Below are 23,416 nucleotides of genomic sequence, written 5' to 3' on the forward strand. Positions count from 1 at the left end.
GGGTGGTGTCGGTCATGGGTCAGTCCTCCGAGACGACGATGGTGACGTCGATGTTGCCGCGGGTGGCGTTCGAGTACGGGCAGACCTGGTGCGCGGCGTCCGCGAGGGCCTGGGCCTGGTCGTGCTCCAGGCCGGGGATGACGACCTCGAGCATGACGGCGAGCTGGTAGCCGCCCTGGCCGTTCGGGCCGATGGAGACGCGGCCACCGACGGTCGAGTCGGTGATCTTCACCTTCTGCGCGCGGGCGACGCCCTGCAGCGCGGAGTGGAAGCACGCGGCGTAGCCGGCTGCGAAGAGCTGCTCGGGGTTGGCGCCGTTGCCGGAGCCACCCATCTCCTTCGGGATGGCGAGGTCGTGCTCGACGCGGCCGTCGCTGGTGGCGACGTGGCCGTTGCGGCCCTCGCCGGTGGCGAGCGCCTCGGCGGTGTAGAGGACGTCCATGGGGGTCCTTCCTTCCTTCGTGGGGTCAGTCGTCCGACGCTGTGGGGGCGTCGGTGGTCGTGGTGGCGGTGTCGTCGGCCGCGGCGTGCATGGTCGCCGTCAGGCGCTGGAGCGTCGCGATGAGCTCGAGGGCGGCCTGCTCGTCGGACAGGCCCATGCCCGCGGCGATGCGCGCGGGGACGTGGGCGAGCTCGGGGCGGATCGAGCGACCGCGGTCGCCGAGCGTGACGGTCACGACGCGCTCGTCGGTGCTGCGGCGCTCGCGGCGGACCAGGTCGGCCCGCTCCATGCGCCGGAGCAGCGGCGACAGGGTGCCCGAGTCGAGCTGCAGGTGCTCGCCGAGCGTGGAGACGGTCTGGTCGCCCTCGATCCACAGGGTCACGAGGACGAGGTACTGGGGGTACGTCAGTCCCCAGGGCTCCAGCAGTGCGCGGTACGCCTGGGTGGTCGCCCGGGACGCCGCGTAGAGCGAGAAGCACACCATCTCGTCGGTCACCGGCATGCCCACCAGTGTGGCACGCAACTCAGTTGTGCACAACCAGGTTGTTCACAGGTGGGCACGGGCGGTCGCGTGCACGGCCGGTTAGGCTGACCTGAGCCACGATGACCAGCAACGACACCGACAGCACCGCGACCCCGGGAGCAGGACCCAGCCTCCGCACCGGGTCAGCGTCGTCCCACGGCAAGACGATCCTGATCGGCGAGCACGCCGTGGTGTACGGCGTACCCGCGCTCGTGCTCCCCGTGCTCGACGTGCGGGTGACCGCGACGGTGTCCCCGGTGGCGCCCGGCGACGGCAGCCGGCTCGAGTCGACCGTGCACACCGGACCCCTCGACACCGCACCGGCGGCCGTGCTGCCGACGGTGACCGCCGTGACCGCGACGCTCCGGCACCTCGGCGCCGAGGAGCAGCACGTGCACGTCCGGGTCGACAGTGCCGTGCCGACCGCCCGGGGCATGGGTTCGAGCGCCGCCGTCGCCGCCGCCGTGACCGCCGCCGTGGCCGACGTCTTCGGTCGGACCCTCGACCCCGAGGAGCACCACGAACTCGTGCAGGAGTGCGAGCGCGTCGCCCACGGCCGCCCCTCCGGACTCGATGCCCGAGGCGTCGTCGCCGAGGTGCCCGTGTGGTTCGAGGGCGGCGTGGTCGAGCCCGTCCCGCTCGGCGCGGTGTTCACCTTCGTCGTCGCGGACACCGGTGTCCCGGGGCACACGCGCGAGGCAGTCGCGGCCGTCCGGGAACGGCACGACGCCGACCCCGCGACGGTCGACGGCATCGTCGACGCCATCGGCGCCCTCGCGCGACGCGCACGGGGGACACTCGAGGATGGCGATGCCCAGGCCCTCGGTGCCACGATGGACGCCGCGCACGAACTGCTCACCGAACTCGACGTGTCGAGCGCGGACCTCGACCGGCTCGTCGACGCCGCACGCCGTGCGGACGCCCTCGGCGCGAAGCTCACCGGCGGTGGGCGCGGCGGATGCGTCCTCGCGCTCGTCGCGGACGGGGAGCACGCCGACCGCGTGTCCGCCGCACTCCGTGCCGCGGGCGCGACGGAGACCTGGACCACCACGATCGGAGCCCGCGCTTGATGACCGCCACCGCCGTCGCGCACCCCAACATCGCGCTCGTGAAGTACTGGGGCAAGGCCGACGCGCAGCTCGCCCTGCCCGCCACCGGCAGCGTGTCGATGGGCCTCGACGTCTTCCCGACCACGACGACCGTGACGCTCGACGCCGCGGCGGACGCCGACTCGCTCGTGCTCAACGGTGGCGCGGCCCCCGAGGGTGCGCTGCTCCGCGTGCAGCAGTTCCTCGACCTCGTGCGGGCGCTCGCCGGGTCGTCCGACCGTGCGGCCGTCGTCTCCGAGAACACCGTGCCGACCGGCGCCGGGCTGGCCTCCAGCGCGTCCGGCTTCGCGGCCCTCGCGACCGCGGCGTCGGCGGCCTACGGGCTCGACCTGTCCGAGCGCGACCTCTCCCGGCTCGCCCGACGCGGTTCGGGGTCCGCCACGCGCTCGATCCCCGGCGGTGTCGCGGTCTGGCACGCCGGCGACGACCAGGGCTCCTACGCCGAGCGCGTCCCCGCCCCGCCGATGGCCATGGTCGTGGTGACGATCTCCGCCGGCGAGAAGGCGATCGGCTCGCGTGAGGCGATGCGCCGGACGATCGCGACCTCGCCGTTCTACCCGGCGTGGGTGACGTCGACGACCGAGACCGTGGGGGAGATGCTCGACGCCTGCGCCGCCGGTGACTTCACCCGGATCGGGGAGCTCACCGAGAGCAACGCGCTCCGCATGCACGCGACGATCGAGGGCGCCTTCCCGCCCATCCGGTACCTGAACGCCCGCAGCGTCGCCGTGTTCGATGCCGTCGCCGAGCTCCGTGCCGCCGGGACCGAGGCGTACGCGACCGCCGACGCCGGCCCGAACGTCGTGGTGCTCACGAAGCCCGAGGACCGCGGTGCCGTCGCCACGGCGCTCGCCGGTCTGGGAGACGTCATCGAGTCGGGCACCGGACCAGGCGCACGGGTCGTCCGCTCCGAAGGGACGGAGGCACCCGGAGTGGGTGCCGTCCGACCGGAGGAGACCGCCGAGTGATCGAGTTCCGCGCCCACGGCAAGCTGTTCGTCGCGGGCGAGTACGCCGTCGTCGAGCCCGGGCAGCCGTCCGTGCTCATCGCCCTCGACCGGGCCATCACCGCCCGGGTGCGCGAGGGCCACGGTTCCGGGAGCGTGCACTCCGAGGAGTACGGACACCTCCCGCTGACGTGGACCCGCGACGAGGATGGCCTGGCGCTGGACCGCGAGCACCACCCCTACGACTACGTCATGGCGACGATCGACCTGGTCGAGAAGCTCCGGGCCGAGCGTGGGATCGCACCGCGGTTCCACGACCTCCGCATCGAGAGCCAGCTCGACGACGCCAGCGGTCGGAAGTTCGGACTCGGATCCTCGGCCGCGGTCACCGTCGCCACGGTCGGCGCACTCGACCGGTTCTACGGCATCGGGCTCTCGCAGCGGGACCGCTTCCGGGTCGCGCTGCTCGCGACCGTCCGGGTCAACCCGCGCGCGTCCGGCGGCGACCTCGCCGCGAGCACCTTCGGCGGCTGGCTCCGCTACAGCGCACCGGACCGCGAGCGCCTGGTGGCCATGCTCGACAGCCGTTCCGTGACCGCGATCCTCGACGACACCGACGCCTGGACCGGCTTCGACGTGCAGCGCCTGCCCGCGCCGGCGGACCTCGAACTCCTCGTCGGCTGGACGGGCTCGCCGGCGTCGACGACGAAGCTCGTCAGCGTGGTCCGGAAGCACCGCAACGGCGGGTACCAGGCGTTCCTCGACGACAGCCGCGCCTGCGTCGACGACCTGACCACGGGCCTCCGGACCGGCGACGCCGCGATGACGCTCGACGCCCTGCGGCGCGCCCGCGTGCTCATGCAGCGCCTCGGCGCGTCCGTCGGCTCGCAGATCGAGACCGAGCGGCTCGCGACCCTGTGCGACGTCGTCGAGTCGGCCGGCGGGGCGGCGAAGCCGTCCGGTGCCGGCGGCGGCGACTGCGGCATCGCGCTCGTCCCGGCGGACACCGACCTCGCCGGCATCCACCGCGCCTGGGAGGCGCACGACATCAGACACCTCAGCGTCGCGGTGCAAGCGCCCGAAGGGAGCGTCGAATGACCGACCTGCTGACCCCGATCCCCACGAAGTGGGTGGGGCCGATCCGCGTGAGCGGCAACGCCGTCGAGGGCGAGCACGAGGTGCCCCTCGCCACGTACGAGTCGCCGCTGTGGCCGTCCGTCGGTCGCGGTGCCCGCATCTCGCGCATGGTCGAGGGCGGCATCGTCGCGACCGTCGTCGACGAGCGCATGACCCGCTCGGTCGTCGTGAAGGCCGACAGCGCCGCCGCTGCGCACATCGCGGCAGGCCGCATCCTCGCGCGCCAGGACGAACTCGAGCAGATCGTCGCCGGGCAGAGCCGCTTCGCGAAGCTCATCGAGGTGCACCCCGAGATCGTCGGCGACCTGCTGTTCCTGCGCTTCGCGTTCACCACGGGCGACGCCTCCGGCCACAACATGGTGACGCAGGCGGCGGACAAGCTCCTGCCCGCGATCCTCGCGTGGGAGCCGGGCCTGCGCTACGTCAGCGTCTCGGGCAACTTCTGCACGGACAAGAAGGCCACCGCGGTGAACGGCATCCGCGGTCGCGGCCGGAACACGATCGCCGAGATCGTGATCCCGGGGGAGATCGTCGAGAAGCGGCTGCGGTCGAGCGCTGCGCGGATCGCGGAGCTCAACGTGGCGAAGAACCTGGTCGGCTCGACCATCGCCGGGGCCCTGCGCTCCGCGAACGCGCACTACGCGAACATGCTCCTCGGCTTCTACCTGGCCACCGGGCAGGACGCCGCCAACATCGTCGAGGGCTCGCAGGGCATCACCTACGCCGAGGCCCGCGGTGACGACCTCTACTTCTCCACGGCGCTGCCGCACCTCATCGTCGGCACGGTCGGCAACGGCAAGGGCGGGGACCTGCCCGTCGTCGAGGACGCCCTGGTGCGCCTCGGCTGCCGTGAGGACCGGGAGCCCGGTGCCAACGCCCGCCGCCTGGCCGCCCTGTGCGCGGCGACGGTGCTCTGCGGTGAGCTGTCCCTGCTCGCCGCCCAGACCAACCCGGGCGAGCTGATGGCGGCGCACGTCGCCATGGAACGTCGCGGGTCGAAGCCCGCAGGAGGTGCAGCATGAGCGCCCAGCAGCGCGACGCACGGCAGCCGCTGTCCGTCGGCATCCACGACATCGCGATCGCGACCGGCCACCACGTGCTCGAGCTCGACGACCTGGCCGAACGGCTCGGCGTCGACCCGGCGAAGTACCACGTCGGCATCGGGCAGGACGCGTTCAGCGTGCCCGCACCCGACGAGGACATCGTCACCATGGGTGCCGCCGCCGCGAAGGAGGTCATCGACCGCCACGGCGTCGAGGGCATCCGCACGGTGCTGTTCGCGACCGAGTCGGGCGTCGACCAGTCCAAGGCCGCCGGTGTCTACGTGCACGGGCTCCTCGGCCTCCCGCAGAACGTCCGCGTGGTCGAGCTGAAGCAGGCCTGCTACGGCGGGACCGCGGCCGTGCAGCTCGCCCTGGGCATCATCGCGCGCGCACCCCACGAGCGGGTCCTCGTCATCGCCGCCGACGTCGCCCGGTACGACGTCGACACCGCCGCCGAGCCCACCCAGGGCGCCGGGGCCGCCGCGATCCTGGTGTCCGCGGACCCCGACCTCATCGAGATCGAGCCCGCCGCGGGCGTCTTCACCGCCGACGTCGACGACTTCTGGCGACCGAACGACCGCTCGACGGCGCTCGTCGACGGCCGGCTGTCGGTCAGCGCGTACGTCGACGCGTTCGTCGGGGCGTGGGACGACCTGGCGTCGCAGGGCGGCCCGGCGTACGAGGACATCGTGCGCTTCGTCCACCACCAGCCGTTCACGAAGATGGCGCTCAAGGCGCACCGGAAGCTCACGCAGCACGTCGGGGTGCCCTTCGACGAGTCCGAGCTCGCGATCGGCTTCACCTACAACAAGCAGACCGGCAACACCTACACGGCGTCGCTCTGGATCGGGCTCGCGGCGCTGCTCGACCTCGACGACGACCTGGGCGGCGAGCGGATCGCCCTGTTCAGCTACGGCTCGGGCAGCGTCGGGGAGCTCATCACCGGGATCGTCCGGCCCGACTACCGCTCCCACCGCCGCGAGGGCCGGGTCCGCGCACTGCTCGCGGCGCGCACCCCGCTGACGGTCGACGCGTACCGGGAGCTGCACGCTGCCGGTGCCGCCACGAGCGAGGACGTCGAGCGGCCCCGCGTCACGGCTGCGCCGTACCGCTTCGCGGGTGTACGCGGCGGTGCGCGGCACTACGAGGCGACCGCGCAGGACTGACGCGACCCCACGACGGACGGGAGGCGCGGTGCCGGCCGGCACCGCGCCTCCCGTCCGTCCCGCACCCGTCCCTCGCCCGCACGGTGTAGAAGGATCCTCATGGGTCAGATCGTCTACGACGGTGAGGTGCTCGACCTGCGGGTCGACGACCGCGCGCTCACGCACCTGCAGATCGTCATCGTGAACATGCTGCGGCGCGACCACCGCTTCGTGTTCTCGTGGAAGGACGACGTGCTCCACGGCGACGGGCGCAGCTCCGTCTGGCTGCACCCGAACGTCAGCCTGCGGTTCACCTTCGCGGGCAGCCGGGTGCCCGCGATCAACCGCAGCTGGCTCGAGGAGCTCTACGCGGCGGCGACCTCCGGTGCCGGGCTCGTGCTCGTGCCCGAGCCACCGGACACGAGCACCGCGGCGGACTCCGCGTGGTCCCGGGCGGTCGTCCCGGGGGCGGCGGAGTCCGCGTCCGCCGGCGACACGGAGTAGCACAGCGGCCGAGCCGGGTCAACGGGTTCCGGCCGTCGCGGGCGCGTCCGTAGGGTACGGGTGCCGCGGGACGCACAGTCCCCACGGCCGGCGTCAGGGAGCCGGCCGGCTGCGACCGCGGACGGAGGGAACCGCATGTCCGCGACGGAGGACACGGTCGACGACCGCGCCGGGACGGTCGTCGAGGTGGAGTGTCGACACGAGATCTGGATCAGGGGTCTCCTGGTCGAGCCGGACGGGTGCGCGCTGTACTCGGACTTCTTCGTCGTGCGGGATGCGGAGTCGGTCGCCGTCACCGGGTGACCGTCCCTCGGGTGCCCCGGCCGTCGGTCCCTCGGCGGCCGGGGCACGCCTCGGCGGCGGCGCCGCTCAGTACACGTCGCGGACGTAGCGCTTCGCGCGCCGCAGGTCCGCCAGGTACGCCTGCGCGTCGTCGTCCCCGCGGCCCCGACCGGTCGCGATGACCTCCAGGAGCGCCTGCTCGACGTCCTTCGCCATGCGCGAGGCATCGCCGCACACGTACACGTGCGCCCCGTCCTCGAGCCACCGGAAGAGCTCCGCCGCCTGCTCGCGCATCCGCGTCTGCACGTAGACCTTCTCGGCCTGGTCGCGCGAGAACGCCAGGTCGAGCCGGGTGAGCACGCCCGACGCCTGCATCGCGGTGAGCTCGTCCTCGTACACGAAGTCGGTCTCGCGGTGCTGGTCGCCGAAGAACAGCCAGTTCCGCCCGGTCGCACCGGCCGCTGCCCGCTCGTGCAGGAACCCGCGGAACGGGGCGATGCCGGTGCCGGGGCCGATCATCACCATCGGGGCGTCGCCGTCGGCGGGGACCCCGAACGCGGCGTTCGGCTGGAGGTACACGTCGACCTCACCGTCCGCCTGCACCCGGTCGGCCAGGTACGTCGACGCGACGCCGGCGTGGGACCGGTGCGCGTCGCCGTAGCGGACGGACGCGATCGTCAGGTGGATGCGGTCCGGGTGCGCCAGCGGGCTCGACGAGATCGAGTACTGCCGCGCCTGCAGCCCGCGGAGGTTCGGGAGCAGCTCCTCCATCGACGGCGCCGCGGTACCGGCGTCCCGGAGCAGGTCGAGGACGTCGCGGCCCCAGAGCCACCGGTCGAGCTCGTGCTTGTCCCCGTGCGACACGACCGCCGCGAGCTCCGACGCCGGTGCGCGCTGCACGAGGTCGGCCACGAGGTCCTTCGACGGCGTCCGGATCTCGCGCTCGGTGCGCAGGACCTCGGCGAGCGGCCGTCCGTCGAACGCGGCGGCCCCGTCGGCCCCGAGGTGCTCGAGCAGCTGGTCGACGAGCGCGGGGTCGTTGTGCGGCACCACCGCGAGGGCGTCGCCGGCGCGGTACTCGATGCCCGAGGTGCCGAGGTCGAACTCGACGTGCCGGATCTCCTTCGCGCTGCGCGGCGAGGAGAGCAGCCGGTTCACGACGAGCGGGGCTCGGTACGGGTTGCGCTTGTTCCACTGCGACCCCGGCCGGGAGGCGCGGCCCGCCTCCGACGCGCCCGCTGCGGCGGACGACGTGGTCGCGGCTGCGGCGGGGCCGTCCGCCCCGGGCTGCGCTCCGGCCTCGGCCGCCAGCCGGTCGAGGACCGCCGCGCTCCAGAGCGCCGCGGGGTCCTCGAAGTCGACGTCGCAGTCGACGCGGTCGTGGATGCGGGTCGCGCCGAGCTGCTCGAACCGCAGGTCGAGGAGCTTCCCGGCCTGGCAGAACTCGTCGTAGCTCGTGTCGCCGAGCCCGAGCACCGCGTACTGCAGCCCCTCGAGCCGGGGGACCGTCGAGGCCTGGACCGCGTCCCAGAAGAGTCCGGCGTTGTCGGGCATCTCGCCCTCGCCGTACGTCGAGGTGACGACGAGCACGTGCGACATGCCGGCGAGCTGCTCCGGCGTCACGGCGTCGAGCGGTGTCGCCCGTCCGCCGAGCCCGCGCGCCTTCGCGCCGGCGACGAGCTCGTCGGCGAGGAACTCGGCGTTGCCGGTCTGCGTCCCGAAGAGCACGTCCACCGTCGTGGTCGGGGCACCGCCGGTGGCACGCTTGCCCGCGGCCGCGATGCCGGCGATGAACCCGGCGAGCCACGACTCCTGCGCTGCCGAGAACGGGGCGTCGACCGGGATCAGCTGCCCGGTGGGGGGAAGCGTGCTCATGCCGACACCGCCTCGACGGGGGCCTGCGGGGCGCGGGCGGCGATGTCCTCGAGCGCCGCGGTCGCGAGCAGCTCGTCGAAGCGGGCGGCGCGGACACGGCCGGCGTTCTTGGCGTTCTGGTGCATGATCCACCCCGTGGTACCGGGCATGTCCGCGCTGCGGTTGTTCCGCTGTGCGAGGGCACGCTTGGCGTCGTCGAGCCGCTTGACGGCGATGAGGGTCGCGAGCTCGTCGTCGGCGAACCGGTCGAACGTGCCGCGGAGGTACTTCACGACGCGCTGCTTCACCTGGAAGTCCTCGGTCAGGACGAGGTTCCGCACCGCCTCGGTCACCCGGGGGTCGCTCGGCGCGGCACCCGGCACACGTTCCTGCGCGACGTCATGCGCCACCCCGAGCACCGTGTACGACGACAGCAGCGAGAACGTGTCCTCGCCCTGGTCACCCAGCGCCGGAGCGCGGCCGTCGAGCACCGTCCGCTGGTCGCGGTAGTCCACCTTGAACGCCCGGAGCTTGTCCGTCGCCACCGAGGTCGCGAGCTCGTCGAGGAGCTCGTTCCGCGTCGCGGCGGCGAGGATCTCGTCGGCGTCCTGGCTGAGCAGGAGCGCGCGCGGCATCCCGACGAACACGTGCTCGCGAGTGGTCGCCCAGTCCGCGAGCAGCCGCTCGGCGAGGGCGGACCCGGTGGCCTCGAGGTGCCACTCGAGCAGCAGCTTCGCCGCGGCCTCGTGGAACGCACCGCGCTCGGTCTCCGTGACGGGGAAGACGAGGAGCGAGTCGGTGCTCGCGCGCTCGGTCACCGCTCCCGACGGGTCGTACTGGTACAGGAAGCCGCCGGACATGCCGTTGCCGAGGCCCTTGCCGTAGCCGCCGAGGTTGAGCACGGCGCCGCCGGTCATGTACTCGCAGCCGAAGTCGCCGAGGCCCTCCACCACCGCCGTCGCGCCCGAGTTCCGGACGGCGAACCGGTCGCCGGCCTCGCCCTCGACGAACGTGCGTCCGCCGGTGGCGCCGAACAGCGCGAAGTTGCCGACGAGGACGTTGCCGCCGCGCTCGGCGCTCCCGCCGCCCGGGGCACGGACGACGATGCGTCCGCCGGACTGGCTCTTGCCGACACCGTCGTTCGCCGTGCCGGTGTGCTCGAGCGTCGTGCCGTCGTTCGTGAAGACGCCGTACGACTGCCCGGCAGCGCCGTGGGTGCGGACCGTCACCGCGCCGTCGACCAGGCGACGGCGACCGCGGTCGTCGGTGGTGACCGCCGGGTGCGCGGACAGGTCGACGCCGCGCAGCTCGTGGTTGAGGATGCGCTCGACGTCGATCCCGAGCTGCCCGCCGACCGACTTGTCGGCGTTGCCCAGGCCGATGCCGTCCACGGTCAGGGCGTGCTCGTGCCCGTCGACGAGCGCGGCCCGCACCTGGTCGATCAGGGCGTCGTCGGTGCGGTAGTCCTTCTCGAGGTACTCGGGGTCGGTGACGACCTTCTCGGGCACCTGCGCGAGCAGGTTCCGCACGTCCAGCCGGCCGACGGACGCCGGGTGGTCGAGGAGCTGCAGCAGGTCGGTGCGACCCCGGGCCTCGCGGAGGGACTGCAGGCCGAGGCGCGCGAGGATCTGGCGGACGTCGTGCGCGATGTTGAGCAGGTACTGCGCGAGCGCTCGGGGGTCGCCCTCGAAGGCCTCGGCGTTCGTGGTCAGGCCCGCCGGGCACTTCACGTTGCAGTTCTTCGCCATCACGCAACCGAGCATCATGAGCGCGGTCGTGCCGAACTCGAAGGAGTCCCCGCCGAGCAGCGCGCTCGTGACGACGTCCGAGCCGGTCTGGTGCGCACCGGAGCAGCGGAGCGTGACCTTCTGGCGCAGGCCGTTCGCGACGAGGGCCTGGTGCACCTCGGCCACGCCGATCTCCGCGGAGCGTCCGGCGTACTTCAGGCTCGTGACGGCCGCGGCGCCGGTGCCGCCGGTGTTGCCCGCGACGTTGATGACGTCCGCGCCGGCCTTCGCGACGCCGACCGCGATCGTGCCGATGCCCTCGGAGGACACGAGCTTCACGACGACCCGCACCCGGGCGGCCTTGCAGTCGTGGATGAGCTGCGCGAGGTCCTCGATCGAGTACGTGTCGTGGTGCGGCGGCGGCGAGATGAGCTCGACGCCGGGCGTCCCACCCCGGGCCGCGGCGATGTCCACCGTGACCTTGGGCGCGGGGAGCTGTCCGCCCTCGCCGGGCTTGGCGCCCTGGCCGATCTTGATCTCGAGCTCCTCGAGCATCGGGTCGGCCAGGTAGCCCGCCCAGATGCCGAACCGACCCGAGGCGAACTGCTTGATGCGCGAGCCGCGGATCGTGCCGTAGCGGGAGTGGTGCTCGCCGCCCTCGCCCGAGTTCGACATGCCGCCGACCATGTTCGTGCCGTGGGCGACGGCCTCGTGCGCGGTCGCGACGAGGGCGCCGTGGCTCATCGCACCGGACGCCAGGGTCCGGGTGATCTCGTGCGCGGGTTGGACCTCGGCCACGTCGACGCTCGCCGGTGCCTGCTGCAGCAGGCCGAGCAGGTCGGCGGCCGCACCGGTGGCGCGCAGCGTCACCCGATCGTCGGCGACGACGTCGACGTCGACCGTGCCGGGGTGCAGCAGGGCGAGCCCGTCCGCGAGGGCCCGGTGGCGCAGTGCGCCCGTGGGCCCCGTCGAGGTGAGCCGCAGGGTGAAGCGGGTCGTGCCTCCCGGCAGGGCGTCCTCCGAGGAAGACCGCGAGCCGGACAGCCCGCGCACCGTGATGCTCGCGTTCCCGGTGGTCGAGAAGCGGCCGAGCTCGCGCGCGAAGTCCGGCGCCTCGTCGATGCCGGTGACGTCCGCGGGCAGGGCGAGCACGTCGCGCAGGGCCGCCGGGCGGCGGGAACGCTCGTCGTGCGTGGTCTGCAGGAACGTGACGTAGCCCGGCGTGATGCGGTGCGCGTCGATCTCGGCGTCGCTCAGCCGGTCGTAACCGGTGTTCCGGTACGCCGTGTCCGAGATGCCGAACGAGTCGTCGAGCTGCCGGAGCGTGAGCAGCCGCAGCGCGTCGGAGTCACCGGAGCGCTCGAAGGCCGGGCGCTCCTCGGTCATGCCGCCGAAGCCGCGGACGCTCGCGACGCCGAACGAGTGTCCGGCGCCGTCCGACCGCTCCTTGAACAGGCCGAGCAGGGGGACCTGGCCCTCGGTGGCGACCGAGCGCGCGCGCTCGTGCCACTCGGTGGACGCCTGGGCGATGCGGGCGAAGCCGACACCGCCGACCGGAGCGGCCATGTGCGGGAAGACCCGGGCGAACAGGTCGTCGCCGGTGTCGAGGTAGTTCGGCTCGAAGAACTCGCCGCCGATGTAGCTCTCGGCGGTGCACAGGCCGACGCGGCCCATCGTCTTCGCCAGCGCCTTCTCGGCCGCCTTGCGGAAGCGCTTGAGGGCGGCATCCGTCTCGGTGAGCTGGCCGGCGGGTGCGGGGGCGGCGGGGTACTTCTCCTCCGCGCGGAGCCGCGCGGACAGGCTGTACACGGCCGAGGCCCCGAAGCCCAGGGCGGTGGCCACGTGGTGCGAGGACGGCAGCTGGCCGGACTCGGCGACCACGGACACCCGCAGGCGCAGACCGGTCTCGATGAGCCGCTGGTTGACGGCGGCGACGGCGAGGATCACGGGGAGGGGTGCGTGCGTCGACGACACCGAGCGGTCGGTCAGGACCGCGATCCCGCCCTGGCGCTCGGCGAAGGCCACGACGGCACCGGCGAGCCGTTCGGTCGCGGTACGGACGGCGTCCGCGTTCGCCTGCTCGTCGTCGACGACCGGCACGTAGAGCATGTCGAACCGTTCGAGCGGCACGATCGTCTGGTCGCGCAGGCGGACCATGTCGAGGTGCCCGAGGACGGGGGAGTCCACGACGATCTGCCGGCTCGACGTGCCGGACGCGCTGCCCGTACCGTCCGGCTTGCTGCCGAGGGCGACCCGCATCGACATGCCGTCGGCCTCGCGGATCGAGTCGAGCGGCGGGTTCGTCACCTGGGCGAAGCGCTGCGAGAAGTACTTCGCCATGCCGCCCTCGGTGTCGCTCAGCGCGTTGATGGCGTTGCCGTAGCCCATCGCCGAGATGCGCTCCGAGCCGGTGGCGAGCATCGGGTCGAGCATGAACCGGAAGCTCTCCTGGTTCAGCGAGTACGCCACGTAGCGGCCCGCGAGCGACAGGTCGCCGTCGTAGCCGAGCGTGCTGGTGCCGCGGTCGTAGGCCGGCGCCGGCAGGTCGTCGAGGTGCACGCGGGCGGCGTCGAGCAGCGTCCCGTAGTCGCGACGGGCGGCGAGCATCCGCAGGACCTCGTCCGTGCGCATCACCGACCCGGTGCGGTGGTCGACGACGAGCATGCCGCCGGCCTCGATGCGACCGCGGTGCATGACCTCGTCGGCCCGGAACGTCACCTGGCCGGACTCGGACGCCACCATGAGGTACTCGTCCGTCTGCACGGTCCGCAGGGGACGGAGCCCCAGTCGGTCGAGCCGTGCGCCGACGACGTCGCCGTCGCTGAAGATCACCGCGGCCGGGCCGTCGTTCTTCTCCTCGTACAGCGAGAAGTACTCGAGCATGTCCCGGACGTCGGCCGTCAGGGTGCGGTCGTTCTCCCACGCCGGCGGCATGAGCGTGACGACGGCCTCGACGATCTCGAGCCCGTCGTCGAACACGCGGCTCTGCAGGGTCTGGTCGAGCCGGCTCGAGTCCGACTGTCCGGGAGGCCGGACGATGCTGCGGGTGCGGGCGGCGGCGAGTGCCTCGTCCGACAGCCGGTTCTTCCGGTCGGTGTTGAGCTCACCGTTGTGCGCCATCAACCGGAACGGCTGCGCCATGGTCGGGTGCGGCTCGGTGTTCGTCGAGAACCGCGTGTGGAAGTAGAGCGTGCGCACCGAGTGCCGCGGGTCCGTGAGGTCGCGGAAGTACGAGATCACCTCGCCCGAGTTCAGTCGGCCCTTGAGGATCTGCGTGCGGGCACTGAGCGACAGCGGGTAGAGCGCGGCGTGCGGGGCACGGGCCTCGGCCGCCTGCGTGTAGGACACGCGCTCGACGGCGAGCAGGGCGCGGTTCGCCGCGGCGTCGACGTCGGTGCGGGACCACCCCTCGGGCGCGCGGAACACCCACTGCACGATCGGCAGCTGGTACTGCTCGGCCTCGGGACGGGCGACCGAGTGGTCGACGGGGACGTCGCGGACGAGCAGCAGCGTGAAGCCCTCGTGCTCGATCGCGTCGGTCACGGTCTGCACGGCGGCGGCACGCTCGTCGGGGTCGGCCGGCACGAAGCAGTTCGCGACGCCGAAGTGCCCGGCGACGAGCTCCTCGCCGGTGATCGCGCTGAAGAACTCCACCGACAGGTCGATGCTCACGCCGGCGCCGTCACCGACGCCCTCGGCGGACTTGCCGCCCCGGTGCGGGATCGAGCAGAGCGCTTCGTCACCGCGGACGATGACGTCGTGGGTCGGCACCCCGTCGAGGCGGGTGATGAAGCCGACGCCGCAGTCGCTCGACTCGCGGGCAGGGTCGTACAGACCGAAGGGGGAGGGGTTCACGTGCGGGTCCAGTGGGGCTCAGCCGGCAGCGGACGGCCAGGGCTGCATCGGTGGAGCGCTCGCCGCGGGCGGACCGGTGGTGGCGGTCGTGGCCCTGTGTGGGGGTGGTGCGGTGAGCCGATGCTACGGCTTGGTATACCGCGGGTGCAACAGACCGGCCGGACGGGAGGCGCGGGGCGGTCCGGCCACGCGCCTCCCGTCCGGTGCGCGGCCGGTTCCGGTGCGGGTGCCGGTGCCGGTGCCGGTGCCGGTGCCGGTGCCGGTCTCGGTGCCGGTGCCGTTCTGCTCCCGCGGTTCCGTCTGCTTGCGCACAACCGGAAGCACCTCGCGCCACGGGGTCCCGTGGCGCGACGTGCTTCCGGTTGTGCCGCGAGCGCCGTGCCGCGTGCCGCGCCGTCCACGGTGCGCCGCCTGCTGCGGCGGCTCAGGCCGCCGGCTCGTCGACCCGCCGGGCCGCCGCCGCGGCGGTCGCCGTCGTCGCGATCGGGCCGGCAGCGTCGGCGACGGCTGCCGTGGGGCCGCCGGGGCGCACGAGCACGGGACGCCGCCTCGTACGGAACACCCACGCCTTGAAGAGGACGAAGCGCACCAGGGTCGCGACGAGGTTCGCGCCGGTGAGCACCAGGACCTCGGCGCCGTGCGACGCCCCGGGCACGGTCGTGTGCAGCAGGACGAGCGACCCGGCGGTGATCGCCCAGGCGATGCCGAACACGACGAGTCCCTGCACGTGGTGGACACCGGCCCCCGCCCGCCCTCGGACTCCGAAGGTGAAGCGGCGGTTCAGTGCGGTGTTGCCGATCGCCGTGATGAGCAGCGCGAGGAAGTCCGCCGTCTGCGCTCCGATCGCGGGCCGGAACAGTGCGTAGAGCAGCGCGAAGGCGACCGTGGACAGCACGCCGATGGTCCCGAAGCGCAGGAGCTGACCGACGATCCCCACGTGCGGTGTCGTGAAGGGCTGCCGGCCGATGGCGTCGTACACCGGGTCGATCGGGATGCGCCCGGTCGCGAGCCCCCGGGAGACCCGCCACATGCCCTTGAGGTCCTCGGCTGCGGTCGACGCGATGTGCACGGAGGAGTCCACGTCGTCGACCCAGTCGACCGGGACCTCGTGGACGCGCAGCCCCGCGTGCTCGGCGAGCACCAGGAGCTCGGTGTCGAAGAACCACGCGTCGTCCTCGCAGAGGGGCAGCAGGTGGTCGGCGGCCTGGCGGGTGATCGCCTTGAACCCGCACTGGGCGTCGGAGAACGACACGCCCATCGTGCTGCGGAGGAGCAGGTTGTACGAGCGGGAGATGAACTCGCGCTTACCGCCGCGCACGACCCGGGAGGACCCCGCGAGCCGCGTGCCGATCGCCACGTCGGAGTGGCCGGAGAGCAGCGGTGCGACGAGCGGTTCGAGCGCCGCGAGGTCGGTCGACAGGTCCTCGTCCACGTAGACGAGCACGGCGGCCGGGGATGCGGCCCAGACCGCCTTGAGGGCGCGGCCGCGACCCTTGAGCGGCAGGTGGACGGCGTGCACCTCGGGCAGCATCGCGGCGAGGTCGTCGGCGATGCGCCCGGTGTCGTCGGTCGAGGCGTTGTCGGCGATCGTGATGCGCCAGGTGTGCGGCAACGACGTCCGGCAGAAGTGGTGCAGACGTCGGACGTGGGCGGCGAGCGTGCCCTGCTCGTCGTGGCAGGGCACGACGATGTCGATGTCGAGCGCGGTGCTGCTGTCGAGCGGGGTGCTGCTGTCGTGGGGGGTGGCTGCTTCCGTCATGCCGCCCAGGCTCGGCAGCGCGTCGATGCGGACCGCAGCAGCACCCTGTGGTGCCCCTAAGAAGCGCTCGGAGGGCTCAGCCGGTGACGCCGAGCACGATCTGCACGATCGCGACGACGGCGAGCGCCGCGATCGGCACGCCCGCGATCCAGAGCCCCGCGCGCGTCTGCGTCCGCCGGATCGTCGGCATCGCGTGCGAGGTCTGCGCGAAGCGGGTCGCGGCGACGAGCTCGGGGGCGGCGGCCGGCGGCTCGGGTTCGGGCTGGGGTCGGTCGTCCTCGAACGCCGGGACCTCGACGACCAGGTCCTCGGGTCGGGCACGCTCCGGCAGGCGGGTGAACCGCTGGTCCGTCCCGCGCGGGTCACCGTCCCGCAGGTCGCCGCTGCGCAGGTCGCCGTCCCGCAGGTCGCCGTGTTGCTGGTCCATCGCGTTCCCCTTCCGCCGGTGCCCGCAGCGTACCCGTGGCAGACGAGGAAGCGGGAGCGGGTACGCGTGACGATCCTGGTTCGCGGTCCGCGGGGATCGTGCACCGGGATCGTCAGGCGTCGGATCGGTTGCCGACCTCCGGCAGGTCGACCGTGAACGCGGTCCGTCCCGGCTCCGACACGACCCGGACGCTCCCACCGTGTGCGGTCACGACCGCGCGGACGATCGCCAGTCCGAGGCCGCTCGTCCCGTGCTCCCGCGAGCGGGACGACGAGCCCCGGGTGAAGCGGTCGAACAGCACCGGCAGGACCTCGGCGTCGATCGGGGGTCCGTCGTTCGCCACGACCAGCCGTGCGAGCCCGCCCGTCGCGGCCTCGTCGCCCCCGGTACGCGGGACCCGTTGCAGCGACACCACGACGGTCGTCCCCGCCGGGGTGTGCGTCCGCGCGTTCGCGAGCAGGTTCGTGACGGCGCGCCGCAGCTGCCCCGGGTCGCCGGGCACCGTCAGCGGGCGGTCGTCGGCGAGCTGCAGCGTCCACCGGTGGTCGGGTGCGGTGGCTCGTGCGTCCATCACGGCCTCGACGACCGTGGCGGTGAGGTCGACGTCCTCGTGCACCGTCCCGGGCCGGGCGGCGAGGGCGGCGGCGTCGGGCGCCGGGCCGTCGGGCGCCGCGCCGTCGTGTGTCGCTGCGTCGGGTGCTGCGCCGTCGTGTGTCGCGGCGTCGAGCCGGGCGAGCAGCAGGAGCTCCTCGACCAGGTCGCCCATCCGCACCGCCTCGCGGCCGATCCGCTCGGCGTTCCGCTGCAGCGCTGCGACGTCCTGCGAACCGGCCGACAGCTCGGCGTAGGCGCGGACGGTCGCGATCGGCGTGCGCAGCTCGTGCGAGGCGTCGGCGACGAAGGTGCGCATGCCCCGCTCGGCGTCCCGTCGGACGGTCAGTGCGCGGCCGACGTGGCCGAGCAGCCGGTTGAGCGCGGTGCCGACCTGTCCGACCTCGCGGCTGACCACGAGGTCCGCGGAGGGCACCCGGGCGGCGATGTCGGCGTCGCCGCGTTCGAGGTCCAGCGCGGTGACGCTCGACGCGACGGAGGCGACCCGCTCGAGCGGACGCAGCGATCGTCGGACGGCCAGGGTCAGCGCCCACGCCGCGACGAGGAGTGCGAGCAGCGTGGTGCTCCCGATGACGACGACGAGTCGGACGACCGACGCGCGCAGGTCCCCGAGGGGCAGCGCCGTCACGAAGACGTCGCCGCCGCGGGTGACCGCCTGCGCCCGGTACGCCCCGAGCGACCCCAGCGAGACCGTCGTGGGGGTCGCATCCGGTGCGACGTCCGCGAGCACGGCCTCCTGCGCTCGGCTGAGACCGTGCTGCGCACCGGCACCGTCCGTGTACCCGGCGAGCACGGCGTCACCGTCGCGCAGGACCGCCACGACGGTGTCGGCCGCCTGTCCCGGCGCCCCGATGAACCGGTTGTCCGGGTCCTGCTGACCGCCCGAGGACTCCGGGGGCGGTCCGGACGGCGGCTGCCCGCCCGGGGTCCGGCCCGCCGCCGTCGCCAGCTCCGCGTCGAGCCGTCCGACCAGGTACTCGCGGTACGCGATCACGGTCACCGCGCCGACGACGACGTTCGTCGCGACGAGCAGCAGCGCCACGGCTCCGACGATCCGCCAGCGCAGCGACGGGGTGCGCACCGGTCGGGAGGCACGCCCCGCCCCGTCGGGACGGCTCACGGCGTCGGCCGCAGCACGTAGCCGGCGCCCCGGACCGTCTGCAGCATCGGCTCGCGTCCGGCGTCGAGCTTCCGCCGCAGGTACGAGACGTACATGTCGACGAGGTTCGACGACGTGCCGAAGTCCATGCCCCACACGCTCGCCAGGATCTGCTCGCGGGACAGCACCCGGTTCGCGTTCCGGGCGAGGTGGCGGAGGAGCTCGTACTCGGTCGGCGTGAGCTCGATCGGCTCGCCGTCGCGCAGCACCGAGCGGTCCTCCTCGTCGAGCCGGAGGTCGCCGACCACGACCGCGGACGACCCCGGTGCCGCGACCACCTGCGGTGCGGTCCGGGCCAGGATGCGGGCACGGACGAGCAGCTCGTCGATGCCGAAGGGCTTCGTCAGGTAGTCGTCGCCGCCGCCGGTGAGTCCGGCGAGCCGGTCCTCGGGGGCGTCCCGGGCGGTGAGGAACAGCACCCGCACGGGGTCCCGGGCGTCCCGGAGCCGCTCGAGCACCTCGAAGCCGTCGATGTCCGGCAGCATCACGTCGAGCACGACCACGTCGGGCAGGAACTCCCGCGCCGCGAAGAGCACGTCCCGTCCGCGGTGCACCGCCCGTACGGCCCAGCCGTCGCCCTCGAACGCGAGGGCGACGGCATCGGCGAGCGCGTGCTCGTCGTCGACGACGAGGACCCGGACGGGGCTGCCGTCGGTGCGTCGGAGTGGTCGGTCCGCCATGCACCGGAGCCTAGCCACCGCCGTGTCCTCGTCGTCGGTCACGTCGATGCCGTCACTTCGATGCGCTCAGGTCGTAGACGGTCTGGCCGCCGACCGTGGTCGCCTCGTAGTGCGCGGCGACCCACTCCTGGATCGCGCTCGCGGTCGACGAGCCGCCACCCATCCCGCCGCCGGAGCCCGAGGACACGTAGTAGCCGACGTCACCGGCCGCGACCCAGGCCTGGAACTCGGCCAGGGTCGGCGCGGGGTCGCTCGACCAGCCGCCGATGGCCATCACGGCGGTGTCGGTGTCGAGCTCGAGCTGCGCGGCCGACTGCGAGCCGTTCACCGCGGCCGACCACTTCGCGTCCGAGGCGGCGAGCAGCTTCGTCAGTGCCGACGACGTCGTCACACCGCCACCACCCATCCCGCCGCCGCCGGTCGGGGCACCGTCCTCCGAGGTCGCGGAGCCGGAGCCGGAGCCGGAACTGCCCGGCATCGTCGGGACGCCGTCGCCCGTCCCCGCAGGAGCCGAGCCGGTCGGCGCTTGCCCGCCGCTGTCCGGGCCCTGCCGGGAGCCGTCCGTCCCGTCCTGCTGCGTGCCCTGCCCGCCCGGGCCGCCACCGTCCTGGGAGCCGTCCGTCTGCGTGCCGTCAGTCGACCCGCCGGGGCCTCCCGCGCCTCCCGGCTGTCCACCGCCACCGCCGCCGGGGAATCCTGCTGCGCCGCCCGTCCCACCGGAGCCGCTGCCCGCCGGGCCGACGCTCGGGATGGACCCGGAGTGCGCGACGGTCGTCGTGGCGAGCGCGTACGCGGTCGTGCCGGTCAGCCCGAACAGGGTGCCGGCGAGGACGCCGACGGTGACGGCCTTCCGGAGGGTGGGCACGCTGCCGACGACGATCGCCGCGGCGGACAGGAGCCCACCGGCGAGCACCACCCATCGGAGCCAGGGCAGCCAGGTCGGGTCCTCGTTCAGCAGGCACCAGCTCCAGAACGCCGTCCCGCCGACCATCGCGGCGAGGCCGAGGCGACCGGTGACACGCTCGCGGGCGTGCCAGAGGAGCGCACCACCGGTGCCGACCAGGCCGGCGATCGCCGGGGCGAGCGCGACCGTGTAGTACGGGTGGATCGTGCCGGACATGAACGAGAAGACCAGACCGGTGACGATCAGCCAGCCGCCCCACAGCACCAGACCGGCGCGTGCCGGATCGGCGAGGTGCCGACGACCGACGACCACCAGGCCGAGGACGAGCGCGACGAGCGCGGCGGGCAGGAGCCAGGAGATCTCGAGGCCCATCTCGGACGAGAACAGGCGGTCCAACCCGGTCGCACCGCCGAACGACGAGCCCGCGGTGCCGCCTCCGCCCGTGCCGCCCCCGCCGCCGCCGTTGCCCGAGCCGCCGAAGATGCGGCCGAGGCCGTTGTAGCCGAACACCAGGTCGAGGACCGTGTTGTCCGTCGACCCACCGATGTACGGGCGCGACTCCGCGGGCCACAGCGCCACGGCGACCACCCACCACCCCGCGGACACGACGAGCGAGACCGCGGCGATGCCGAGGCCGATCGCGCGCCGGCCCCAGCTCGTGCGTGCGGCGAACAGGTACACGAGGCCGAACGCCGGCAGGACGAGCAGGCCCTGCAGCATCTTCGTCAGGAACGCGAAGCCGAGGGCGACACCGGCGAGGGCGATCCACCGCCAGCTGCCCCTCGGGAGCGCCCGGACGGTGCAGTACGCGCCCGCGGTCATGAGCAGGACGAGGAGCGCGTCCGGGTTGTCGAAGCGGAACATCAGCGCGGCGGCCGGGGTCGCGGCGACGACGAAGCCGGCGAGCAGCGCACCGACGTTCGCGGTCGTCGCACCGAGGCGGGCGAGGGTCCGCCGGACCGTGCCCCACACCAGGGCGATGGAGCCGACGGCCATGAGCGCCTGGGGGAGCAGCAGGCTGGTCGACGAGAAGCCGAACACGCGGGCGGACAGCACCATCACCCACAGCGAGGCCGGGGGCTTGTCGACGGTGATGAAGTTCGACGAGTCGAGGGAGCCGAAGAAGAACGCCTCCCAGGACTTCGTGCCGGCCTGCACGGCGGCGGCGTAGAAGCTGTTCGCGTACCCGGAGATGCTGAGGTCCCACAGGTACACGACGGCGGTCAGGACGAGGAGCGCCCAGAACGCCGGGCGGAGCCAGCGGGCGTCCTCGCGCTCGCCGGCGAACAGACGGGCGGCAGCCGGGCGGCGCGTCGGCGCTCCCGGGTGCGCTCGGTCGTGACGGTCGGTCACGGGGATCGGGTACGTGGTCATGGCAGCGAGCATCGCCGGGCCGGGTCGGCCGTCCCGATGTGCTGCCTTGGTGCTTCCTAAGACGTCACGAGCCGGTGACAGCCCGGCGGACCTGCTCGATCGGGACCTTCGGCGTCCGGTCCGCGTGGAGCAGGCCGTTCGTCTCCTGCATCGTGTCCGTCAGCTGCGTCCAGCACGAACCGGCCAGGAACGAGCTCGCCCGGACCCCGTCGTAGAGCGCCGTGATCCGCGCCACCCAGTCGTCGCCGTCGACCGCCGCCGTGTAGCCCCAGCCCTCCGTGTGCCGACCGGCGGCCTGGTACCGGACGCCGCCGAACTCCGTGAGCATCACCGGCTGGCCGCGGTCGACGGCACCGCCGACGAACTGGGGGTGCCCGGAGGGGGCGAGGCCCTCGAGGGCGCGCGTGCGTGCCGCGTCGTCGCGGTAGGTGTCCGCGAGCACGGCGCCGTCGCCCTCGTAGTCGTGGATGGTCACGACGTCGGTGTCCTGCTGCTCCCAGCCGTCGTTCCCGATCACGGGACGGGACGGATCGAGGGCCCGGGTGAGGTCGACGAGCGCTCGCGCGTACGCCTGCTGCGCGGGGTCCGAGACGACGTGCTGGATGCCCCACGACTCGTTGAACGGGACCCAGGTGACGATCGAGGGGTGCGAAGCGTCCCGTTCGACGGCGGCTGTCCACTCCGCGGTGAGCCGGCGGACGGCCGTGGGCGAGAACTCGTACGCCGCGGGAGCCTCGCCCCAGACCATGAGGCCGAGGCGGTCGGCCCAGTAGAGGAAGCGCGGGTCCTCGATCTTCTGGTGCATGCGGGCGGCGTTGAAGCCGAGGGACCTGATCAGCTCGACCTCCTGCCGGTGCGCGAGCGGGTGCGGTGCGGCCAGGTGCGACTCCGGCCAGAACGCCTGGTCGAGCACACTGCGCACCGGGTACGGCTGCCGGTTGAGCAGGAACCGGCCACCGCCGACGCCGACCGTGCGCATGCCGAGGTAGCTGGCGACGACGTCGAGCACGGCGCCGGACGCGTCGACCAGGGTGAGGACGGCGTCGACGAGCCGCGGGGTCTCCGGCGACCACGTCAGCTCGTCCTCGGCCTGACCGTTGCGCTGCCGTGCGATCGGCACGGTGACCTCGAGGGTCGGACGGCTGGCGGTGGCGTCCCACTCGGTCGTGCCGAGGTCCTCGTCGCGCTCGTCGAAGCGGAGGGCGACCCGGAGCCGGGCACCGGCGGGCACCCGCCCACGGAAGCGGACCGACAGCGCCGTCGACGCGGGGGAGGCGGGGGTCCACCGGAGCGCGTCGATCGCGGTGGTGGGCACGGCCTCCAGCCAGACCGGCTGCCAGATGCCCGTCGTCCGGCGGTACCAGATCGCGTGGGCCTCCTCGTGCCAGTCCTGCTTGCCGCGGGGCTGCGTGACGTCGTCGGGGTCGTCCTCGGCTCGGACGACCAGCACGTGGTCGGCCCCGTCGGGGGTCTCGGCGAGCAGGCTCGTGACGTCGAACGTGAAGGGGGTGTGCCCGCCCTCGTGCTCGCCGACGAACCGGCCGTCGATCCAGACCCGGGCGCGGTGGTCGACCGCGCCGAAGTGCAGCAGGACGCGGGGCCGGTCGGTACCGTGCCCGGCCTGCACGAGCTCGTCGTGGCCGATCGTCCGGCTGTACCAGACGACCGGGTGGAACCCGGGGTCGCCGATGCCGGACGCCGTCGACTCGGGCGGGAAGGGCACCGTGATGGTGCGCGGCGACGGCACCCCGGCGACCCACCCGGCATCGCTCCCGGCGTCCTCGTCGTCGTGCCGGAACGACCAGGGGCCGCTGAGGTCGACCCAGTCCCGTCGGACCACCTGCGGCCGGGGGTACCGGCCGTCCTGCCGGCTGGCGAGGGGGACGACGGAGACGTCGGCGGAGGACACGGGGGCGACGCTGCTCATGCTCCCG

17 protein-coding genes are annotated in these 23,416 nt (G+C 73.4%); 7 read left to right on the plus strand and 10 right to left on the minus strand.

The genetic code is table 11. The features are described from left to right. Window positions 1-19: 19 nt before the first annotated feature. Window positions 20-442 (minus strand): organic hydroperoxide resistance protein, encoded by a 423-nt coding sequence (locus M3666_RS02775; RefSeq protein ID WP_066656027.1) that lies wholly within the window; start codon window positions 440-442, stop codon window positions 20-22. Between the two features lie 25 nt (window positions 443-467). Beyond that, the gene (locus M3666_RS02780) at window positions 468-944 is read right to left on the minus strand and encodes a MarR family winged helix-turn-helix transcriptional regulator (protein ID WP_200884109.1); all 477 of its coding nucleotides are present in this window, start codon (window positions 942-944) and stop codon (window positions 468-470) included. Between the two features lie 101 nt (window positions 945-1,045). On the opposite strand from M3666_RS02780, the gene mvk reads away from it, so the two are divergent. The 7 genes from mvk (at window position 1,046) to M3666_RS02815 (ending at window position 7,152) form a co-directional block, all read left to right on the plus strand. Next, window positions 1,046-2,035 (plus strand): mevalonate kinase, encoded by a 990-nt coding sequence (gene mvk, locus M3666_RS02785; RefSeq protein ID WP_251154429.1) that lies wholly within the window; start codon window positions 1,046-1,048, stop codon window positions 2,033-2,035. Then, window positions 2,035-3,042 (plus strand): diphosphomevalonate decarboxylase, encoded by a 1,008-nt coding sequence (gene mvaD, locus M3666_RS02790; protein ID WP_235426370.1) that lies wholly within the window; start codon window positions 2,035-2,037, stop codon window positions 3,040-3,042. The genes mvk and mvaD overlap by 1 nt, the downstream gene beginning before the upstream one ends. Next, window positions 3,039-4,118 carry a phosphomevalonate kinase gene (locus tag M3666_RS02795; protein WP_066656020.1) on the plus strand — a complete coding sequence of 360 codons (1,080 nt, stop codon included), beginning with the start codon at window positions 3,039-3,041 and terminating at the stop codon, window positions 4,116-4,118. The genes mvaD and M3666_RS02795 overlap by 4 nt, the downstream gene beginning before the upstream one ends. Next, the gene (locus M3666_RS02800; protein ID WP_066656017.1) at window positions 4,115-5,179 is read left to right on the plus strand and encodes a hydroxymethylglutaryl-CoA reductase; all 1,065 of its coding nucleotides are present in this window, start codon (window positions 4,115-4,117) and stop codon (window positions 5,177-5,179) included. Before M3666_RS02795 ends, M3666_RS02800 begins: the two co-directional genes overlap by 4 nt. Next, a complete protein-coding gene (locus tag M3666_RS02805; protein WP_209685780.1) occupies window positions 5,176-6,366 on the plus strand; it encodes a hydroxymethylglutaryl-CoA synthase in 1,191 nt (396 codons plus the stop codon). The genes M3666_RS02800 and M3666_RS02805 overlap by 4 nt, the downstream gene beginning before the upstream one ends. Before the next feature lie 99 nt (window positions 6,367-6,465). Continuing rightward, complete coding sequence (locus M3666_RS02810; protein ID WP_066656011.1) at window positions 6,466-6,849, plus strand: ATP-dependent DNA ligase; 384 nt, start codon at window positions 6,466-6,468, stop codon at window positions 6,847-6,849. A 135-nt stretch (window positions 6,850-6,984) separates the two neighbouring features. Further along, complete coding sequence (locus tag M3666_RS02815; RefSeq protein ID WP_209685778.1) at window positions 6,985-7,152, plus strand: hypothetical protein; 168 nt, start codon at window positions 6,985-6,987, stop codon at window positions 7,150-7,152. 66 nt (window positions 7,153-7,218) lie between these two features. Here the strand turns inward: M3666_RS02815 and M3666_RS02820 are convergent, their stop codons facing one another. From M3666_RS02820 to M3666_RS02855, 8 genes are all read right to left on the minus strand, one after another. Next, window positions 7,219-9,006: a sulfite reductase subunit alpha gene (locus tag M3666_RS02820; protein WP_251154430.1), complete on the minus strand. Its 1,788-nt coding sequence runs from the start codon at window positions 9,004-9,006 to the stop codon at window positions 7,219-7,221. Next, window positions 9,003-14,567 carry a glutamate synthase-related protein gene (locus M3666_RS02825; protein WP_251154431.1) on the minus strand — a complete coding sequence of 1,855 codons (5,565 nt, stop codon included), beginning with the start codon at window positions 14,565-14,567 and terminating at the stop codon, window positions 9,003-9,005. Before M3666_RS02825 ends, M3666_RS02820 begins: the two co-directional genes overlap by 4 nt. A gap of 424 nt (window positions 14,568-14,991) precedes the next feature. Next, entirely contained in the window at window positions 14,992-16,326 is a 1,335-nt protein-coding gene (locus tag M3666_RS02830; protein ID WP_251154432.1) for a glycosyltransferase, read from the minus strand. 76 nt (window positions 16,327-16,402) lie between these two features. After that, on the minus strand, window positions 16,403-16,753 hold the full coding sequence (locus M3666_RS02835; RefSeq protein WP_251154433.1) for a hypothetical protein: 351 nt from the start codon (window positions 16,751-16,753) through the stop codon (window positions 16,403-16,405). Between the two features lie 112 nt (window positions 16,754-16,865). Beyond that, the gene (locus tag M3666_RS16990; protein WP_251154434.1) at window positions 16,866-18,485 is read right to left on the minus strand and encodes an ATP-binding protein; all 1,620 of its coding nucleotides are present in this window, start codon (window positions 18,483-18,485) and stop codon (window positions 16,866-16,868) included. Beyond that, window positions 18,482-19,204 carry a response regulator transcription factor gene (locus M3666_RS02845; protein ID WP_066655996.1) on the minus strand — a complete coding sequence of 241 codons (723 nt, stop codon included), beginning with the start codon at window positions 19,202-19,204 and terminating at the stop codon, window positions 18,482-18,484. The genes M3666_RS16990 and M3666_RS02845 overlap by 4 nt, the downstream gene beginning before the upstream one ends. Before the next feature lie 52 nt (window positions 19,205-19,256). Continuing rightward, complete coding sequence (locus M3666_RS02850) at window positions 19,257-21,482, minus strand: glycosyltransferase family 39 protein (RefSeq protein ID WP_251154435.1); 2,226 nt, start codon at window positions 21,480-21,482, stop codon at window positions 19,257-19,259. Between the two features lie 64 nt (window positions 21,483-21,546). Continuing rightward, a complete protein-coding gene (locus tag M3666_RS02855) occupies window positions 21,547-23,409 on the minus strand; it encodes a glycoside hydrolase family 2 protein (RefSeq protein WP_251154436.1) in 1,863 nt (620 codons plus the stop codon). Between the last annotated feature and the right edge of the window lie 7 nt (window positions 23,410-23,416).

It is taken from the genome of Curtobacterium sp. ODYSSEY 48 V2, assembly GCF_023712625.1.
Taxonomy (GTDB): Bacteria; Actinomycetota; Actinomycetes; order Actinomycetales; family Microbacteriaceae; genus Curtobacterium.

What these genes read in the sequence shown, in the direction of transcription:
- mvk (WP_251154429.1), top strand. Translation starts at nt 1,046, where the DNA reads ATGACCAGCAACGACACCGACAGCACCGCGACCCCGGGAGCAGGACCC.
- M3666_RS02830 (WP_251154432.1), bottom strand. Translation starts at nt 16,326, where the DNA reads ATGACGGAAGCAGCCACCCCCCACGACAGCAGCACCCCGCTCGACAGC.
- M3666_RS02850 (WP_251154435.1), bottom strand. Translation starts at nt 21,482, where the DNA reads ATGACCACGTACCCGATCCCCGTGACCGACCGTCACGACCGAGCGCAC.
- M3666_RS02775 (WP_066656027.1), bottom strand. Translation starts at nt 442, where the DNA reads ATGGACGTCCTCTACACCGCCGAGGCGCTCGCCACCGGCGAGGGCCGC.
- M3666_RS02805 (WP_209685780.1), top strand. Translation starts at nt 5,176, where the DNA reads ATGAGCGCCCAGCAGCGCGACGCACGGCAGCCGCTGTCCGTCGGCATC.
- M3666_RS02820 (WP_251154430.1), bottom strand. Translation starts at nt 9,006, where the DNA reads ATGAGCACGCTTCCCCCCACCGGGCAGCTGATCCCGGTCGACGCCCCG.
- M3666_RS02845 (WP_066655996.1), bottom strand. Translation starts at nt 19,204, where the DNA reads ATGGCGGACCGACCACTCCGACGCACCGACGGCAGCCCCGTCCGGGTC.
- mvaD (WP_235426370.1), top strand. Translation starts at nt 2,035, where the DNA reads ATGACCGCCACCGCCGTCGCGCACCCCAACATCGCGCTCGTGAAGTAC.
- M3666_RS02810 (WP_066656011.1), top strand. Translation starts at nt 6,466, where the DNA reads ATGGGTCAGATCGTCTACGACGGTGAGGTGCTCGACCTGCGGGTCGAC.
- M3666_RS02835 (WP_251154433.1), bottom strand. Translation starts at nt 16,753, where the DNA reads ATGGACCAGCAACACGGCGACCTGCGGGACGGCGACCTGCGCAGCGGC.
- M3666_RS02780 (WP_200884109.1), bottom strand. Translation starts at nt 944, where the DNA reads ATGCCGGTGACCGACGAGATGGTGTGCTTCTCGCTCTACGCGGCGTCC.
- M3666_RS02815 (WP_209685778.1), top strand. Translation starts at nt 6,985, where the DNA reads ATGTCCGCGACGGAGGACACGGTCGACGACCGCGCCGGGACGGTCGTC.
- M3666_RS02855 (WP_251154436.1), bottom strand. Translation starts at nt 23,409, where the DNA reads ATGAGCAGCGTCGCCCCCGTGTCCTCCGCCGACGTCTCCGTCGTCCCC.
- M3666_RS02800 (WP_066656017.1), top strand. Translation starts at nt 4,115, where the DNA reads ATGACCGACCTGCTGACCCCGATCCCCACGAAGTGGGTGGGGCCGATC.